Origin of the sequence: Chryseobacterium salipaludis (genome assembly GCF_022968825.1) — a bacterium.
GTDB classification, from domain to species: domain Bacteria; phylum Bacteroidota; class Bacteroidia; order Flavobacteriales; family Weeksellaceae; genus Kaistella; species Kaistella salipaludis.
This window is the reverse complement of record NZ_JALHKS010000003.1, coordinates 88090-105303: the sequence shown is the minus strand read 5'-3', so window position 1 is coordinate 105303 and position 17214 is coordinate 88090. Positions and strand designations below refer to the sequence as shown.

The window sequence follows — 17214 nt, the reverse complement described above, 5'->3', positions numbered from 1 at the left end:
ACCAAAGTAAAATCTTAACTTTGCGTGAGTACAGCCACATTACCCGTGTTATTTAATTTTTAATATGTCTCACAAAGCAGGATTTGTAAATATTGTAGGAAAACCCAACGCCGGAAAAAGCACCTTGCTTAACCAGCTGATGGGAGAGAAGCTCGCCATTGTTACTCAAAAAGCCCAGACAACTCGTCACCGTATTTTCGGGATTTATAATGAAGAGGATGTCCAGATTGTTTTTTCGGATACCCCCGGGGTGCTCGACCCAAAATATGGCCTGCAGGAAAAGATGATGGATTTTGTAAAAGATTCATTGCAGGATGCCGATGTCTTTTTATTCATAGTGGATATTACCGATCGCGCTGAACCGAGTGCCTTCCTGATTGAAAAGCTGAACAAAATTCCGGTGCCTGTGCTTATTTTAATAAATAAAATAGATGCCTCTAACCAGCAAGATCTGGAAAAAGTGATGGAGGAGTGGCACGAGCGTCTGCCGAAAGCCGAGATTTTACCGATTTCTGCCCTGACCGGTTTTAATACCGAAGTTATTCTGCCAAAACTCAAAAGTATGTTGCCGGAAAACCCGCCGTATTATGACAAGGACATGTATACCGACCGACCAGAAAGGTTCTTCGTCAACGAAGCGATCCGCGAGAAGATCTTGCTGAATTATGAAAAAGAAATTCCATATTCGGTGGAAGTAGTTACGGAGCAGTTCAAGGAAAAGGAAGGAATTATTTTCATAGATTCCATTATTTATGTGGAGCGGGAAACCCAGAAAGGAATAGTTATCGGCCACAAAGGAGAAGCTATCAAAAAAGTGGGTACCGAAGCACGTCTGGATTTGGAAAAGTTCTTTAATAAAAAAATTCATCTGAATCTTTTTGTTAAAGTAAAGAAAGACTGGCGGAAAAATGACCGCGATCTGAAAAATTTTGGTTACCGATAGCAGCATCCGGCTAGTGTAAACTTTTAAAAAGCAATAATCTGAATGAAATTTTTATATCACAGCCGTACGTATCCGGCGATGAGCAATTTTGTGATTTTATTGGTGCGGATTTTTATCGGCTTTTCTATGATTCTGCTGCACGGCCTTCCAAAGCTGGAAAAATATATGTCCGGCGGACCATTCAATTTTTATGAATTTCTTGGGTTGAGCGCAGGCGCAACAATGCTTCTTGCGCTGATCGTGGAGATTGTGGCGTCGTTTCTTTTAATCATCGGTTTGTTTACAAGGCCGGCTGCACTTTTATTAATGGTGACTATGCTGGTTGCTGCCTTTGGCGCTCACGCCGCCGACGCGTTTTCCGTTCGGGAATCCAGTTTACTGTACTTTGTGATCTATCTGCTTATCTTTACCGTGGGCCCTTTACAATATTCCGTCGATCAGATGCTGATGAAGCGGCGCGAAACACGTTGGTAATTTCCTAATAATAAAGAAACCGGCACTATTGCTGGTTTTTTCGTTTTATAAACACTTGTTTGGACTGCACATTTATACTATTTTTACGAAAAAAGAATACATGAGAAAATCAATTACTGCCATTGCCCTTATTTTCCTGGGCTTTGCCAGTGCACAAGAGAACATTACGTATCAGAAGCCGTCGGCGGAAATTATGAAGCTGGCTGATTTTGAACGCGCACCGTCTGTTTTTATGAACAGTAACCGCGACTGGATGGTGCTTTCGTACCGCGATACCTATAAATCGCTCGAAGATTTAAATCAGGAAGAAATGAAGCTGGCAGGCTTAAGAGTAAATCCGGTAACTAATATTTCCAGCACACTGACTTACGTGAACAATCTGAAGCTCCGCAGGTTGAAAGATAAAACGGAAATGCAGGTGAAAGGCCTGCCGGCAAATCCGCGGATTGCTTATCTTTCCTTTTCTCCGGACGAGAATACTTTGGCATTCACGCACACCGGAAGCAAGTCCGTTGATCTTTATGTAGTTGATCTTGCAACACAAAATGCCAGAAAAGTTTCCTCTGCGCCTTTAAATGCAAATTTGGGCAGCCCGTATACCTGGATGGCAGACAGTAAGCATTTGATTGTAAAACAAATTCCTGCCAATCGTGCAGAACTGATTGATGAAAAGAGCGAACTTCCGAAGGGACCGACCGTTTCTACTTCGGACGGAAAAGTTTCGCAAAACAGGACATATCAGGATTTGCTGAAAAACCCGCAGGATGAGGCTAATTTTGAAACCCTTGCCAAAGCAGAATTGGTGAAAGTGGATCTGAATGGTAATATGCAGCAGTTTAAAGAGGCAGCGATCTATACTTCAGTTAATTTTTCGCCAAACGGTGAGTACCTGATGCTGACAACGATAGAAAAACCATACTCTTATATTGTGCCGCTGAATCGTTTCCCAATGACCAGTACCGTGTACGATGCCGCCGGAAATCTGGTGAAAGTAGTAAATGAAATGCCGCTTAACGAGATTATGCCTAAAGGTTTCTCCAGCGTACGCACCGGGAAAAGAAATATGACCTGGCGCGATGATCAGCCGGCCACCCTGGTTTATGCTGAAGCACTGGATGGGGGAGACCAATCGAAAGCTGCTGAGTACCGCGATGAACTGTTCCAGTGGAAAGCGCCTTTTACTACTGCGCCCGAAGGTTTCTTTAAAACTAAACAAAGATACAGCGGAATTGACTGGACCAATGGCAATTACGCGATAGTTTCCGACAGCTGGTACGATACCCGTAACACAAAATCATATCTGGTAGATCTTAAAAACGGAACGTCAAGGCTGATTGAAGACCGCAACTATCAGGATGTGTACAGCGATCCGGGTAAATTCGTGGAAAGTAAAAATGAATTCGGACGTAAAGTGGTGGACCTTAAGAACAATACAGCTACCTTGATTGGTGCCGGTTTTACCAAGGACGGCCAATTTCCGTTTATCGAGCAGATCAATCTCGGGAATCTTACGAAAAAGAGAGTATATACCTCTAAGCTTAAGAATTCCAAAGAAAGTATTGTAGATATCCTGGACGCAAAAAATGCTTTGGTGGTTGAGCAGTCTGCGAGCCAGTACCCAAATTATTTTATCAGAAATATCAAAAATGGAAAGGCCACGGCAATCACGAATTTCGCCAATCCTTTTGAAAGTATCAAAGATGTTTACAAGGAGGTGATTACCTATAAAAGGAATGATGGAGTAGAGCTAACGGGAACACTGTACTTGCCGGCAGGCTATGACCGAAAAAACCATACAGAAAAGCTGCCTTTATTGATTTGGGCCTATCCACGGGAGTACAAGAATAAAGACACGGCCGGACAAAATACCCAAAACCCAAATGATTTCACTTTCCCGAGCTATGGTTCATTTATTTACTGGGTAACAAAAGGATATGCCGTGTTGGATGACGCTTCTTTCCCGATTATCGGAGAAGGTACAGCAGAGCCTAATGATACCTTTATTCCGCAACTGGTTGCAAACGGACGGGCTGCGATCGACGCGTTGGATAAAATGGGCTATATCGACCGTAACAAAGTAGCAGTAGGCGGACATTCGTATGGCGCCTTTATGACAGCGAACCTGCTGACGCATTCCAATGATTATGCATGCGGTATTGCCCGCAGCGGTGCGTATAACCGGACGCTTACGCCATTTGGATTCCAGAGTGAGCAGAGAAACTACTGGGACGTGCCGGATATCTATAACACCATGTCACCATTCATGCAGGCGCATAAAATGAAAAAGCCGTTATTGCTGATTCACGGGGAAGCCGATAATAATCCGGGAACATTTACCTTGCAGACCGAGCGTTATTTCCAGGCGCTGAAAAATCTGGGCGCACCGGTGCGTATGGTGTTATTGCCGAAAGAATCTCACGGTTATGCGGCGAAGGAAAATATTTTGCACACGCTTTGGGAACAGGATCAGTTTCTGGAGAAGTGCCTTAAGAACTAATATGTAATCTGAAAAGCCTCCGTTGCAAAGCGGAGGTTTTCTTATAGAAATGTTACTGTGAAGAGAAAGCTTGATATTCTGACTAAAGGTCTGCCTGTTGAAAGGTTGAAAAATATCCTATTTAACATAATATAAATTATAGGACCTTTTGTATATTGATTAATTACGTCAAAATAAGATCTAACCTATGATCACTTGTACTTGGTATAAGGTGTTAGCTTTCTGAAACTGGTACACTTCGAAATCTGATTAGTTTACTCGACCAGATAACATTATCAACATGGGTAACTGCGATTCTTTTCTAAAAAAATGGTATTTTTAACCAATCAATACAATTCAATTTTTTATGAAGAAAGTTTTTGCTGTACTGACTGTCGCTCTGGTGATGACTGCTTGTGAGAAAAAAACCGCAACTGAATCTAATGATACACCGGCTACAGATTCCACTGTAATTCCTGAAACCAATGAGCCACGCGCTTCATCCACTAATCAGACTTGTTATATGAGCGTTGTTAAGAAAGACTCTGTATTCTTGTCATTGGAAGATAATTTAGGTACCATTACTGGCGCAATGAAATATCAAAATTTCGAAAAAGACGGCTCGCACGGTACCGTGATCGGGTTTAAGAACGGTGATACGCTGAAATTGAATTATACTTTCGAAGCTGAAGGGACCACATCTGAAAGAGAAATTTATTTCCTGCAAAAAGAAGGAAACCTGATTGAAGGCATCGGCGACCATAATTCAGAAGGATATAAAAGCACGTACAAATCCCCTTCGAAACTAACATATAACGGCATGAGCCTTTCATCTGCCGACTGTGAAATGGTAGAAAAACACTTGAAGTAAAGTTGTTTATATCCCTATAATATAATAGTTTACACCTTATTATCTAAGCCAAAATATTAATATGTCTTATTACAACTTAAATTCAGTTCCGGATTATTATGGGATTGAATCTCTTCTCACTGAAGAACATTTGCTGATCCGCCAATCTGTTCGTGACTGGGTTGAATCTGCCGTGATGCCGCAGATTGATGAAGCAGCACAGGAGCACCGCGATATTCCGGGCCTCATGAAACAACTTGGTGAAATCGGAGCGCTGGGCCCCTATATTCCTGAAGAATACGGCGGCGCCGGACTGGATCAGATTTCCTACGGGCTGATTATGCAGGAACTCGAGCGCGGCGATTCTGCCGTACGTTCTGCTGCTTCCGTTCAGAGTTCGTTGGTCATGTTCCCTATTTTTGAATATGGAACTGAGGAACAAAAAAAACGTTTCCTGCCGAAATTGGCAGCCGGTGAAATTATCGGGTCATTCGGTTTAACAGAGCCGAATCACGGTTCAGATCCGGGTTCGATGGAAACCACCATTAGCGATCAGGGTGATCATTATTTGCTTAATGGCGCGAAAATGTGGATTACCAATTCGCCGGTATGCGATATTGCCGTGGTCTGGGCCAAAAACGAGGATGGAAAAGTGCAGGGCGTTATTGTGGAACGCGATTTTGAAGGATTTACTACACCGGAAACGCACAACAAATGGTCGCTCCGTGCTTCGAAAACAGGTGAGCTTGTTTTTGATAATGTAAAGATTCCGAAAGAAAATCTGCTGCCCGGCGTGACCGGCCTGAAGGGTCCCCTCTCCTGCCTGAACTCTGCGCGTTATGGAATTTCCTGGGGCGTGATTGGTGCGGCGATCGATTGCTATTGTACCGCCGTGCAATACGCACTTGAAAGGAAACAATTTGGAAAACCGATCGCTTCCTATCAGCTGCAGCAGAAGAAACTTGCGGAGTTCCTGACGGAAATCACAAAGGCACAATTGCTTTGCCTGCAACTAGGCCGTTTGAAAAATGATGGAAAAGCCACACCTGCACAAATTTCCATGGCGAAACGCAATAATGTGAAAATGGCGATTGACATTGCACGCGAATCGCGTCAGATCCTGGGCGGAATGGGAATCATGGGAGAATTCCCAATGATGCGCCACGCTGCCAATCTGGAATCGGTGATTACCTATGAAGGAACACACGATGTTCACCTGCTTATCACTGGCATGGATATTACCGGCATTAATGCTTTTTAAATGTAAAAACCGCTCAGAGCGGTTTTTTTTATGCGTTAGCTGTTAACGCGACCCTTTCTTCAAATGAAAGCTCAGGATTTAATATTTCATTGATTAAAACTTCAACGGATCGCATCGGTTCCGCTACCAATTCTTTACTAACCTTTTCTTCACCCGATAAGCTCAGCCAGGCCGGCCCCGCAGAAGCGCTGGCAAAGCTCCAGATACCGCACTGAACGGTCGATGCTTTAAAGTCCGGTGCCTGCAACGCCGCATAAGCATACACAGATAACTGCATGGCTTGCTTCATTTCATCTTTCAGAAAATACTGTGGTGCTTCGCCGTCCGAGTTTTTACTTTCTTTAATCTCAAGCTTACCGATTTTAGCTGTTTTATAATCAATGATCCGCAGCTGGCCATCCAGGCGGTCTACCCTGTCCATTAATCCTGTGAAGGCGACTGGCCCACCATTCTCAAGCGGCATTTGAACTTGTCTGAATTCTTTTTCAATGCCGACAATTTCCAATTGGCGACCAGATCTGATGAGCCCCAGATCGTATTGTAAAATCATCCGGACGACCCTTTCAGCCACCGACCGATGAATATAATTCATTCCGCGGCGATAATGTTCCAAATCATGAGACATCTTCACAATTGCCTGGTCAATAATAGCAGACAATTGCAGTGTTGAAATATTCAGGTCTTCTTCCTGCAGTATGTTACCGCTTAATTTTTCATAAATGATTTCCAAGGCATAATGAACCAGCGTGCCGTACGAGCGCTGAGAAATCTGCTCTTCGATTTCGGTACCTTCGCGCAGTTTCAGCACGCGCGCTAAGTAAAAATCGACTGGATTATATAAATAAGAAGTCAGGCTGGAAACTGATATTTTCTGCTGCCATTCACCTAACCTTTCCAGGACTGCAGGTGTTTTATCAATCTTCATCAAAGATTCACTCACCGGCTTCGAAGTGTTTTCAACTATGATATGCTCCAGTGTGTGGTGTTTATCTTCTATTTCCAGCTGAGTGATAAATCTGCTTTGTTCGCCGGTACTGGTTCCACTGCTCAAAGCGTTATATAGAATATGGATATTTTCAGCCCCCTGTAACAAGCGGTAAAAATGGTACGCGTAAATGCTGTCAGTGTCCAAAAAAGTGTGCAGTCCAAACTGCCGGCGTACTGCAAAAGGCAGATACGAATTCAGGCTATTTCCCGGTGGCAGTTTGCCCTCATTCGCTGACAGCAGAATCACATTTTTGAAGTTAAGCAACCTGGTTTCCAGCAGACCCATCAGCTGCAGGCCTTGCAGCGGCTCCCCTTCAAAGTTGATCACTTCTGTATTAACAAGGAAAGTAAAGAGGACTTCCAGTGTTTCCATGGAAAGTGAAATATGATAGGGAGTCAGCTGATTGCGGATCACTTTCAGGTTTTTCTCAAACAGTGATACATTTTCATATAAGATATCGTCAAGTGGCCGGAACTTCAGTTGGAAGCAAAAGTTCGTCAGTAGGTCCAGATAAGCCAGCGAGGACGCTGCTTTTTCAAGAAGAACTTTGTATGAAAGTTTTTCAAGCTGCTCGTGCAGCAGCCGCGCGGGAATGTAGGCCAGATTCCGCTCCTCGAGCAAGGCTTTGAACTGACTAATGATCAGCTGATCTTCGTCCGTATTGGGAAATTCGTCCAGCACAGCGAGAACATCGGTATAATAATATACCTGTGCGTTTTTTTCGAGTTGTTTCTGAAGGTAAAACAACTGACGGATGGCATTGCTGAAAGACAGATTTTTCAGTGGAAACCCCATCGTAATATTCAGCTTTTCCACATCTGATAAGGAATCAAGACAAGCGGGCAACAAGTTCTCATCCAGCAGCACGACAGCGGTATGGTTAAAACCGGGATCATCCGTATTTTTAAAAATTTCCGGCAGCACTTTCGCCTGCGAAATATTACCGGATGTTTCATAAACGCAAATGTTTTTATGTCCGGCGAAATCATTGTTGAGCCATTTAAATTCCCGCGATGGATTGAATTCCTTCCAGGTCATCATTTCCCGCAGGAACTGCCCCGCCTCCTGTCGCTCGTCCCGGATGTAGTATTCATCTGCTTCAAAAAAGCACTGCGCTTTTCCGCGCTGCATTAATTCCCGAATCAGCATTTTTTCTGCCGGCGCTATGGCATTAAAACCACAGAAAACATAATTATTAATAATACGGTCCGCAAAGGCAGGAATCTCAGCACGCACTGTTTCGTGGATCATTCCCATGGTCGCCCAGTTTCTTTCCTGCAACTTTTCTTTAAGCGCGGGCAGGTAGGATTTCATTCTGCGCCAGAAACTAATGTGTTTTGCCGTGGAAGACTGATCCTCAAATCCCAGTGTTTCCGACCAGTTTTTGATGCGTTCTTCTGCAAGCATGTGGTCCAGCACTTTTTCGTCTGACTCGCCGAACTGCATCATGTCGTCCCAATCGCTGACAACGGTGGGAAACCATTTAAGGAAGGAAGAAAATTCTTCAGACGGTTGTTGTTCTTTATAAACCTCAAAAGCAAATAACCAAAGGCTGATTCCCTGCACCAACTGTTTACCGCTGATTTCCAGCAGCAGATCCTCGATGGTGAAAAATAAAGGTAAAATCCCTGAATATTGTTGTTCGGCGAGAACTTTTTTCAGAAAAATAACCGGTCTTTTGCCCGGCATTACCAGCACAAAATGAGAAAGGTCGCCGTTCTGAGCGCGCAGTTCAGCTATGATATTTTCAAGGAATTTCATAAAAGCTAAAATACAGTTTTTGGGTATGTAAAACTGTATATTAAATAATAAAAGTACAGTTAACGGACGTGGATTTTACGCTCTATCCACTGGTTTTCGCCGGCTGCATCTTTACCATTAAAGAATCGGAAAATAAAATTACCGGTATATTGCGGGCGGAAATTAATTTGTGAGGCGAGTACCGTTGGCTCGGTGCAGTTTGCCTTCGTTTTATATTTATAGGAAACTACCTGGCGGTTTCTGACGTCGGTGTGCAGATAATCATATCCATAAAAACCCTCGCAATTTCCGGCGTAAGTTGAATACGTGCGGATGAATTGGATATCAAAAACGTTCATCGTGTCCTGTGCAACGCGTACGCTGTCGATCGCTACCGGCTGCACGTCCGTTATGAGGTGCTCCTCATCCCGCTCGTTACAAGAAAATAACAATGCCACCGCTGCAGTAATAGTCAGAAAAGAAGAAATATAAGTTTTCATATCGCCGGTTTTACAGGTTAAACGTAACGCATTCAAAGAATTAAATATTTCCTTTAGATAAATATACTACTTTTTTAGTTTCAAAAAAGGGTTCATCAAAATAATCGGTGAGCTGAAAAATTTCGGCACGCAAACCGGCCAGTTCTTCTGCGAGATCGCCTCCTTTTAAATATAAAATACCATTGTGTTTCGGGTTGAACTGCTCTTTCTCGAATTTGCCATGCAGCCAACGCAGAAATACCGGCATTTGGGTTACGGCGCGACTCACCACAAAATGAAAACGATCTTTGATTTGCTCTGCGCGCGTGTGAACTGGTGTCACGTTTTGTAAACCAACAGCTTCAGCTACTTCGCGCACCACCGTAATCTTCTTCCCAATGCTGTCGGCTAGTGTAAAGGAAACTTCCGGAAATAATATCGCCAGAGGAATGCCGGGAAAACCGCCGCCCGTTCCGATATCCAGCACTTTGGTGCCTGGCGCGAATTCCATCACTTTTGCGATACCAAGCGAATGAAGAATATGTTTCTCATAGAGCGAGTCCATATCCTTACGGGAGATGACATTAATCTTTTCATTCCAGTCATCATATAAAGTTTCGAGCGCGGCAAATTGTTCGCGCTGGTGATCAGTCAGGTTCGGAAAATATTTTTCAATTAAAGTGACGGACATGCAAAATTCTTTTTGGCAAAAGTACGGAAAGCGATGCTTATCTCGCCTTTGTAACTTCTAATTCTGCTACCTTTGTGGTTTTTAAATTCCCTATGAATAAATATTCTGAACGGCTGCAGCGGTTGAGTTTTTCGCAAACCTTCGTCATGAGCAACAAAGTGCGCGAACTGCGTGCGGAAGGAAAACCCGTTATAAGCCTTACACTCGGTGAACCGGATTTTGATGTGCCGGATTTCATAAAAGATGCAGCGATCACAGCTATTAACGAAAATTACAGCCACTACTCGCCTGTGCCGGGATTTCTGGAACTGCGGGAAGCCATTTGCCATAAATTAAAACGCGACAACAACCTCTCCTATTCCGCCAAACAAATTTGTGTTTCCAACGGCGCAAAACAGTCTATTTTAAGTGTGTTGGCAGCAATTATTGATAAAGGTGATGAAGTATTGCTCCCCGCACCGTTCTGGGTGAGCTATGAAGAGATGGTGAAAATGATGGACGGCAAACCGGTCGTAGTGAAAACAGAAATCGCGGATGATTACAAAATGACCGCCGCACAACTGGAAGCAGCCATTACGCCAAAGACGAAAGCGATTTTATACAGCTCGCCCTGCAATCCTTCCGGAAGTTATTACAGCCGCGAGGAATTGGCAGCCATTGCAAAAGTGGTGGCGAAACATCCGCAGATTACCATTATTTCCGATGAGATTTATGAATATATTAATTACGACGGCAATCACACGTCCATTGCGGAATTTCCTGAGGTGTACGAACAGACGGCGGTGATCAACGGAATGTCTAAAGCATTTGCCATGACCGGCTGGCGCATCGGATACTCCGCGTGCCCGCAATGGCTGGCAAGCGCCTGCGAGAAAATCCAGGGACAAATGACCAGCGGCCCGAACACGGTGGCGCAAAGAGCGTCTATTACCGCTTTGCAATATCCTCGCTCAACTTATCAGTTCATGATTGACGCATTCAAAAAAAGACGTGACCTGGTTCATGAACTGCTGCAGGAAATTCCCGGTTTTATAGTAAATGATCCGCAGGCTGCATTTTACTTTTTTCCTGATATTTCTTTTTATTTAAATAAAGAAATTAACGGAACTGAAATGCGCACAGCGGATGATTTTGCAATGTTCCTGCTGGAAAACGCCTTTGTCGGAACGGTGGGCGGAAATTCCTTTGGAAACGGCAATTGCATTCGCCTCTCGTACGCAACCTCTGAAGAAGATTTGCGCAAAGCATTAAAACGAATAAAAGAACTGCTTGAAAAAGCAACCATTACCGAACTATAAGAACAAAAAACGGCTGAAAAATTTTCAGCCGTTTTTATTTATTGAAACATCAGTTTAATATTTGATGATTTCTTTCATCTTTTCTGTTTCCTCATTTACCAAATCATCATCTACCAGAATCTTTCCTGAATGCTCATCGATAATGATTTTTTTACGTTGCGCAATTTCCATTTGCTTCTGCGGAGGCAAGGTAAAGAAAGAACCTTTTGGCGCACCACGCTCCAGACCAACTACTGCAAGCCCGTTCAAAGAGCTCTTGCGGATGCGCTGATAGGAAGCAAGTAATCTGGCATCGATATTCTTAGCAAATTCTTCAGATTTAGCAGTCAGAAACTCTTCCTCTTTCTGAGTTTCAGCCACCAAAGTATCCAGTTCCTCTTTTTTAAATTTCAGGTGTGTTTTCAGATCGTCAATTTTTGCCAGCAATTCATCCAGGGTTTCTTTTTTGTGTTCAATTTTAACACCGAATTCCTTGATGCGCTTTTCTGCCAGCTGAATTTCCAGGTCCTGATACTCGATTTCTTTTTCCAAAGATTCGAATTCTTTATTATTTCTTACGTTATCCTGCTGGGTTTTATACTTTTCAATCAGCGATTTGGCATGGTTGATGACTTCATTTTTAGTATTGATTTCATCATTCTGCAACTTGATTTCATTCTGAAACTTTTCAGCTCTTTTCTCCAGGCCTTCAATTTCAATTTCCAGATCCTCCACCTCAATTGGCAGTTCACCGCGGGTGCTGCGGATCTCATCGAGTCTGGAATCAATGATTTGCAGATCGTACAAAGCGCGAAGCTTATCTTCTACAGAAATTTCTACGTTTTTTTTAGCCATATTTTATAAAAAATAATTAACGGGATTGGTTTTCTCAGCAGATTTTGAGACTGCAAATGTAGTGAATTTTTGCGACAATAAATCAACCAGCTGCTCAGTTACAAATTGTTCCGACTCGAAGTGGCCGATATCGCAAAGCAGCATCCGGCCTTCGCTTCGGAAGAAATCATGATATTTTAAATCTCCGGTTAAATATGCATCGCAGTTCATGGCAAGTGCGGCAGAAATTCCACTCGCACCGCTGCCACCCAGCATGCCTACCCTTTTAATTTTTTTGCCATTACCGGCACTGTGTCGAATTACTGAAAGATTGAATGTATTTTTAACCAAGCTTAAAAAGTCATCTTCTTCCATCGCTTCTGCCAGTTCCCCATAGCGACCCAAGCCAAGAAACTGATTGTCATTGTCCAGTGAAATTAACTGATACGCTACCTCTTCATACGGATGTGCCTGTTTCATTGCCTGTACCACCTGTGCACTTTTGTATTTTTCGAAAACAACCGAAAGCAGTACTTCGTCCGCATTTTCGCGTTCGCCAACGGTTCCGGAATACGGATCAGCTCCTTCCAACGGCCGGAAAGTGCCGCTCCCTTTCAGGGAAAAACTGCACTGATCATAAAAACCAATCTGGCCAGCACCGGCAGAAAACAACGCTTCACGAACTTTCTTCGCATGGTCCTTCGGAACGAAAACCTCCAAAAGCTGAATACTGCCTTCCTTAGGCATTAAAATTTTATGGTTGCGCAGCTCGAGCTTTTCACAGATCCGGTGGTTCACACCGAAATAATGATTATCCCACGCGGTGTGCACCGCATAAATCGCAATTTTATTTTCCAGCGCAAGAAGTACAGCGCGTTCCACATAATTCTTTCCTGTAATGCTTTTTAAACCGTTGAAAATGATGGGATGAAAGCAGACAATCATGTTCACCTTTTTATCAATAGCTTCCTGCACTACATTTTCGAGCGCGTCGTGACATACCAGGATCCCGGTGACCTGCCGCTCAGGGTTCCCGCACAGGAGACCAACATTATCATAAGGTTCAGCATTTGCTGTGGGGATCAGGTTACGCAGTTCGGCGGTTACCTCTTTTACCGTCATTTGTTTATGTTTGTAAATTATTATGATTAAAAACTGACCGGCACGCCAGCCTGCTTATGGAAAGAGAACATAATTTTATACCGGAACGCACCAAGTGGAAACGGCAGGTATTCCGGATTATATTCAAGTCTGACACAAAATTAGGAAAACTTTTTGACCTTCTTTTGTTGCTGCTCATCATGCTTAGCACGTTCATTGTTATGATGGAAAGTGTGCAGGTATTCGATGCCAAGCTCCATCTTACATTTGTAATTCTGGAGATTATCATCACACTGTTTTTTACGGTGGAATATGTTTTAAGAATCGTCACGCTAAAGAATAAAAAATCTTACATTTTTAGCTTTTTCGGGATAGTTGATTTCCTGGCGATACTTCCTTTCTATCTCAGCCTCTTCTTCCCGATTACGAAGTACTTCCTGATTATACGGATGCTGAGGATGTTGCGGATTTTCAGGATTTTAAATTTGCTGGACTTTATGAATGACGGCTATTTTATTGTCCGTGCCATCCGTAACAGCTCCCGGAAGATTTATATTTTCCTGCTCTTCCTTGTTATATTTTCAGTGATTATTGGATCACTTATGTTCATGGTGGAGGGCCACCGCGAGGGTTTTGAAAGCATTCCGCAAAGCATTTACTGGGCAGTAGTCACCGTAACGACCGTTGGCTATGGCGATGTCTCGCCGGGCACGCCACTGGGCAAATTCCTCTCCGTTTTACTGATGCTGGCCGGTTATTCCATCATTGCGGTACCGACCGGAATTGTAACTGCGGAAATGCGGAACAAGCGACAGAATCTCGAAAAGGTGTGCCCGCGCTGCGGTAATGAAGATGTGGATGATAATGCGCGGTATTGCAAAATCTGCGGAGAACGTATCGTTTCATAAAAAAAAGGTGCATCGCTGCACCTTAGTTGTTTCCCATCATTTGTGTTTTGTCGATTTCAAGGGATTGATGTATTCTTTAAACAGAACAACATCATTGGTCTTGTAGTTATTAGTTTTTACCCGTAACCGAAGATCTTGAAAGGAAACAGTATGAAGAAGTTTATTACTTAATAATTCATTATGACCGCTTACGGATAAAAAGCAATTGGTAATTGTTGCTCATGTATTTCATTTTTGCTAATACAAATGTAAACTAAATATGAACTATTTTTCGCGGTGAAATCACCCAAAATATTTCTTGTCATTAATTAAAAGTAATTAAGTGTACAAAAACAAAAATGCCACTTTGTTGAAGTGGCATTCATTTACCAGGCGGTAATATTTCTATCTCGTAGCGGCATCTTTCACTTCCACGAGTTGAACATCAAAGATCAACCACGCATTTGGTGGAATAACACCGGCTGCACCACGGGATCCGTATGCTAACTCCGATGGAATAAGGAACGTGGCAGATTCTCCTTCTTTCAGCAGCATAATGCCTTCATCCCAGCCTGCAATTACACGGCCCATACCGATCGGAATCTCAATAGGTTCATTGCGCTTGAAAGAACTGTCGAACTCCGTACCGTTCACGAGTTTACCGGCATAATGCACGGACACAATATCTCCTTTTTGTGGTTTCTTGCCCTCTTCGATTGCAGTGGTAATACGATAATGCAAACCGGACGGTGTTGACTGCATCCCGGCCTTCATATCTTCTACCAGTTTAGCCTGCGCGGCAGCGAATTCTTCTTCCTTACGTTTCTTCTCCGCTTCAATTTTTTCAGTCATTGCTTTGTTATGAGCAGCGATGTTTTTCTTTCCTTCTTCGAAAGTTTTAGCAGCATCATAGTTCTTGTACTGGTCACCTTTTGCAAATACTGACACTTTTTCCAGAACTACATCCGTTTTTGGTTTGTCCTGCGGACCTTTCTCCACATTGGCAATGGCATCGATGACATCTTCTCCCTGAACTACCTTTCCGAAAATGGTGTGGCGCCCATCCAACCACGGCGTCGCTACTTCTGTGATGAAGAATTGTGATCCGTTGGTATTCGGCCCGGAGTTCGCCATAGAAAGGATTCCTTTGCCCGTGTGCTGCAGGTCATTTTTTTCATCTTCAAATTTGTAACCCGGATCGCCCATGCCGGTGCCTTTCGGGTCTCCGCCTTGGATCATAAAATCCTTAATCACGCGGTGGAAAATGGTACCGTCATAAAACGGAACTCCTTTGCTTTTTGCTTTATTGGGTATTTTACCTTCGGCCAGTCCGATGAAATTAGCAACCGTCACCGGTGCTTTTTCTTCCTCGAACTTCACAATCATATTTCCTTTGGAAGTTTGAAGGTTTGCGTACAAGCCATCCGAAAGGCCTGCGTAAGTTTCTTTGTCTACGTTCATCTTTTTATAAATTGGGGTACAACTTGTTATCATTGTCGCTGCTATTGCAGCAAGGATCATTTTTCCTGTCATTTTAGTTTTTGTTTACAGCTTTTTTAGTTTAATGATCACCGGCAGATCTCCCGGGATCTGATCTCCGTCACCATCGGGCCCGAAGGCTAATGAGGAAGGAACCAGCAAGGTAGTTTCCTCACCGGATTTCATTCTGCGGAGCGCGTCTTCTACCGGTTTTAATTCCTCGAAACGGCCGAACACAACGTTTTGATTCTGTACAGGTTGCTGCTTCAGCAGCTGGTAATCAAAATCATAAAGATAATATTCGTACGAAACCGTTTCACCATTTGAAAGTAAATTTCTGCCAGGCAAATCTTCGAGATCGGACCAATAGCTCATTGGCAACGCAACGAAACGAGTATTTTGGCCCTTGATCCAGTCTGAAATTTGTGCGCGCTCCAACTCATTCAGCTGTCGCGTGCGCTGACCGGATTTTTGCAGATCTTCCTGAGAAAACATTCGCTCTGCAGGCGGATGTACGGTGGCATGCTTGGTGCAGGCCATCATAAAAAAAACTACCGCAGGAAAAAACTTTTTGATCATTGATGCGAAAATACGCATTTCTAATTGTATGACAGAAAAAAGCCGGGCAAAAACCCGGTTCCTATATTTCTATTTATACAGTTTCATGCACATTCTCTTCCACCTTATATCTCCAGCCAAACGGATCTTCGGTCAGATTATTCTGGATGGATACCAGATCATTCTGCAGCGTAAGCGCGAAGGATTCTTCCTGTGGAAGTTGTGGCAGTTCCAGCCGCTCCTCTTCATAACCTAAGGCTTTGAACACCGTTGTAACCACGGCTGTCCCCACGCCCCAAATTTCTTTCAGGCTGCCGTCTTTGTGTGCACTGATCACTTTTTCCACTTCGATCGGCTCTACTCTGATATCGATACCGCGTTTTTTTGCAAGCTGAATAAAACTGTCGCGGGTAACACCGTCTAGGATTTTTTCAGAAGTGGGAGGCGTATAAATCGTATCATTGATGCGCACAAAAACGTTCATGGTACCACTTTCTTCGAAATAACGGTGTGTTGCGTCATCGGTCCAGATAATCTGCTCATACCCTTCTTCATTGGCAAGTTTGGTAGGATAAAAAGAGGCTGCATAGTTTCCTGCTGCTTTGGCAAAACCAACACCGCCGCTCGCTGCACGTGAATAATAATCTGCAATTTTTACGGAAACCGGTTCAGAATAATAGCTTTTAGCAGGAGTTGCTACAATAGCGAACATATATTTATTCGAAATCCGCGCTTTCAGCACTTCTTCTGTTGCAAAAACCAGCGGACGCAGATACAGTGAATTTCCTACGCCAAACGGAACCCAGGCTCTGTCAATATCGACGAGCGCTTTCAGCCCGCCCATAAAAACTTCTTCCGGAATCTCCGGAATCGCAAGTCTTGCGGCTGATTTATTAATCCGCGCAAAGTTTTTCTCGGGACGGAACAGGAATACATTATTATCTTTGTCTTTATATGCTTTCATCCCTTCGAAACAAGCCTGACCATAGTTCACGCCCATCATTGCCGGAGAAAAAGGCAGCGGACCATAGGGAACTACTTTCGGTTCGCCCCATTTGCCGTCCTCATATTCACAGATGACCATATGATCGATAAATGTGTCACCGAAAGAAAAGTTTTCAGGATCAAATGAGGAGATTCTTGGGTTCGTAGATTTCTGGATTATCATTTTAAAAT

Annotated in this window: 15 protein-coding genes; 7 read left to right on the top strand and 8 right to left on the bottom strand. The window is 43.5% G+C overall.

Annotation, left to right across the window (positions count from 1 at the left end):
- The first annotated feature begins 64 nt into the window (after window positions 1-64).
- From era to MVI27_RS05970, 5 genes are all read left to right on the top strand, one after another.
- Entirely contained in the window at window positions 65-943 is an 879-nt protein-coding gene (gene era, locus MVI27_RS05990; protein ID WP_246959903.1) for a GTPase Era, read from the top strand.
- A gap of 42 nt (window positions 944-985) precedes the next feature.
- Complete coding sequence (locus MVI27_RS05985; RefSeq protein WP_246959902.1) at window positions 986-1417, top strand: DoxX family protein; 432 nt, start codon at window positions 986-988, stop codon at window positions 1415-1417.
- Window positions 1418-1517: 100 nt separating this feature from the next.
- Window positions 1518-3914 (top strand): S9 family peptidase, encoded by a 2397-nt coding sequence (locus MVI27_RS05980; protein ID WP_246959901.1) that lies wholly within the window; start codon window positions 1518-1520, stop codon window positions 3912-3914.
- 346 nt (window positions 3915-4260) lie between these two features.
- Complete coding sequence (locus MVI27_RS05975; RefSeq protein ID WP_246959900.1) at window positions 4261-4764, top strand: hypothetical protein; 504 nt, start codon at window positions 4261-4263, stop codon at window positions 4762-4764.
- A 61-nt stretch (window positions 4765-4825) separates the two neighbouring features.
- Window positions 4826-6004: an acyl-CoA dehydrogenase family protein gene (locus MVI27_RS05970; protein ID WP_246959899.1), complete on the top strand. Its 1179-nt coding sequence runs from the start codon at window positions 4826-4828 to the stop codon at window positions 6002-6004.
- 28 nt (window positions 6005-6032) lie between these two features.
- On the opposite strand, the gene MVI27_RS05965 is transcribed toward MVI27_RS05970, so the two are convergent.
- Genes MVI27_RS05965 through rsmG form a run of 3 tightly spaced genes read right to left on the bottom strand, consistent with a single transcriptional unit; the run spans window position 6033 to window position 9902 of the window.
- The gene (locus MVI27_RS05965) at window positions 6033-8753 is read right to left on the bottom strand and encodes a PD-(D/E)XK nuclease family protein (RefSeq protein ID WP_246959898.1); all 2721 of its coding nucleotides are present in this window, start codon (window positions 8751-8753) and stop codon (window positions 6033-6035) included.
- Window positions 8754-8812: 59 nt separating this feature from the next.
- Window positions 8813-9232: a hypothetical protein gene (locus MVI27_RS05960; RefSeq protein WP_246959897.1), complete on the bottom strand. Its 420-nt coding sequence runs from the start codon at window positions 9230-9232 to the stop codon at window positions 8813-8815.
- A 40-nt stretch (window positions 9233-9272) separates the two neighbouring features.
- Window positions 9273-9902, bottom strand: coding sequence for a 16S rRNA (guanine(527)-N(7))-methyltransferase RsmG (gene rsmG / locus MVI27_RS05955; RefSeq protein WP_246959896.1), 630 nt, complete (start codon window positions 9900-9902; stop codon window positions 9273-9275).
- A 92-nt stretch (window positions 9903-9994) separates the two neighbouring features.
- On the opposite strand from rsmG, the gene MVI27_RS05950 reads away from it, so the two are divergent.
- Window positions 9995-11200: a pyridoxal phosphate-dependent aminotransferase gene (locus tag MVI27_RS05950; protein WP_246959895.1), complete on the top strand. Its 1206-nt coding sequence runs from the start codon at window positions 9995-9997 to the stop codon at window positions 11198-11200.
- A 54-nt stretch (window positions 11201-11254) separates the two neighbouring features.
- Here MVI27_RS05950 and MVI27_RS05945 read toward each other — a convergent pair whose 3' ends face one another.
- Together MVI27_RS05945 and MVI27_RS05940 are read right to left on the bottom strand one after the other, a co-directional pair.
- Window positions 11255-12034, bottom strand: coding sequence for a zinc ribbon domain-containing protein (locus tag MVI27_RS05945; protein WP_246959894.1), 780 nt, complete (start codon window positions 12032-12034; stop codon window positions 11255-11257).
- Window positions 12035-12037: 3 nt separating this feature from the next.
- Window positions 12038-13135, bottom strand: a complete 1098-nt coding sequence (locus tag MVI27_RS05940; RefSeq protein WP_246959893.1) for a Nif3-like dinuclear metal center hexameric protein — start codon at window positions 13133-13135, stop codon at window positions 12038-12040.
- A 56-nt stretch (window positions 13136-13191) separates the two neighbouring features.
- Here MVI27_RS05940 and MVI27_RS05935 point away from each other — a divergent pair, with 56 nt between their 5' ends.
- The gene (locus MVI27_RS05935; protein WP_246959892.1) at window positions 13192-14022 is read left to right on the top strand and encodes an ion transporter; all 831 of its coding nucleotides are present in this window, start codon (window positions 13192-13194) and stop codon (window positions 14020-14022) included.
- A gap of 384 nt (window positions 14023-14406) precedes the next feature.
- Here the strand turns inward: MVI27_RS05935 and MVI27_RS05930 are convergent, their stop codons facing one another.
- From MVI27_RS05930 to MVI27_RS05920, 3 genes are all read right to left on the bottom strand, one after another.
- On the bottom strand, window positions 14407-15462 hold the full coding sequence (locus MVI27_RS05930) for a peptidylprolyl isomerase (RefSeq protein WP_246959891.1): 1056 nt from the start codon (window positions 15460-15462) through the stop codon (window positions 14407-14409).
- A gap of 84 nt (window positions 15463-15546) precedes the next feature.
- A complete protein-coding gene (locus MVI27_RS05925; protein ID WP_246959890.1) occupies window positions 15547-16059 on the bottom strand; it encodes an FKBP-type peptidyl-prolyl cis-trans isomerase in 513 nt (170 codons plus the stop codon).
- Between the two features lie 73 nt (window positions 16060-16132).
- On the bottom strand, window positions 16133-17206 hold the full coding sequence (locus MVI27_RS05920; protein WP_246959889.1) for a branched-chain amino acid aminotransferase: 1074 nt from the start codon (window positions 17204-17206) through the stop codon (window positions 16133-16135).
- Between the last annotated feature and the right edge of the window lie 8 nt (window positions 17207-17214).

Excerpts from the sequence above, each read along its gene's own strand:
- era (WP_246959903.1), top strand. The coding sequence starts at position 65 with ATGTCTCACAAAGCAGGATTTGTAAATATTGTAGGAAAACCCAACGCC.
- MVI27_RS05985 (WP_246959902.1), top strand. The coding sequence starts at position 986 with ATGAAATTTTTATATCACAGCCGTACGTATCCGGCGATGAGCAATTTT.
- MVI27_RS05980 (WP_246959901.1), top strand. The coding sequence starts at position 1,518 with ATGAGAAAATCAATTACTGCCATTGCCCTTATTTTCCTGGGCTTTGCC.
- MVI27_RS05975 (WP_246959900.1), top strand. The coding sequence starts at position 4,261 with ATGAAGAAAGTTTTTGCTGTACTGACTGTCGCTCTGGTGATGACTGCT.
- MVI27_RS05970 (WP_246959899.1), top strand. The coding sequence starts at position 4,826 with ATGTCTTATTACAACTTAAATTCAGTTCCGGATTATTATGGGATTGAA.
- MVI27_RS05965 (WP_246959898.1), bottom strand. The coding sequence starts at position 8,753 with ATGAAATTCCTTGAAAATATCATAGCTGAACTGCGCGCTCAGAACGGC.
- MVI27_RS05960 (WP_246959897.1), bottom strand. The coding sequence starts at position 9,232 with ATGAAAACTTATATTTCTTCTTTTCTGACTATTACTGCAGCGGTGGCA.
- rsmG (WP_246959896.1), bottom strand. The coding sequence starts at position 9,902 with ATGTCCGTCACTTTAATTGAAAAATATTTTCCGAACCTGACTGATCAC.
- MVI27_RS05950 (WP_246959895.1), top strand. The coding sequence starts at position 9,995 with ATGAATAAATATTCTGAACGGCTGCAGCGGTTGAGTTTTTCGCAAACC.
- MVI27_RS05945 (WP_246959894.1), bottom strand. The coding sequence starts at position 12,034 with ATGGCTAAAAAAAACGTAGAAATTTCTGTAGAAGATAAGCTTCGCGCT.
- MVI27_RS05940 (WP_246959893.1), bottom strand. The coding sequence starts at position 13,135 with ATGACGGTAAAAGAGGTAACCGCCGAACTGCGTAACCTGATCCCCACA.
- MVI27_RS05935 (WP_246959892.1), top strand. The coding sequence starts at position 13,192 with ATGGAAAGAGAACATAATTTTATACCGGAACGCACCAAGTGGAAACGG.
- MVI27_RS05930 (WP_246959891.1), bottom strand. The coding sequence starts at position 15,462 with ATGAACGTAGACAAAGAAACTTACGCAGGCCTTTCGGATGGCTTGTAC.
- MVI27_RS05925 (WP_246959890.1), bottom strand. The coding sequence starts at position 16,059 with ATGATCAAAAAGTTTTTTCCTGCGGTAGTTTTTTTTATGATGGCCTGC.
- MVI27_RS05920 (WP_246959889.1), bottom strand. The coding sequence starts at position 17,206 with ATGATAATCCAGAAATCTACGAACCCAAGAATCTCCTCATTTGATCCT.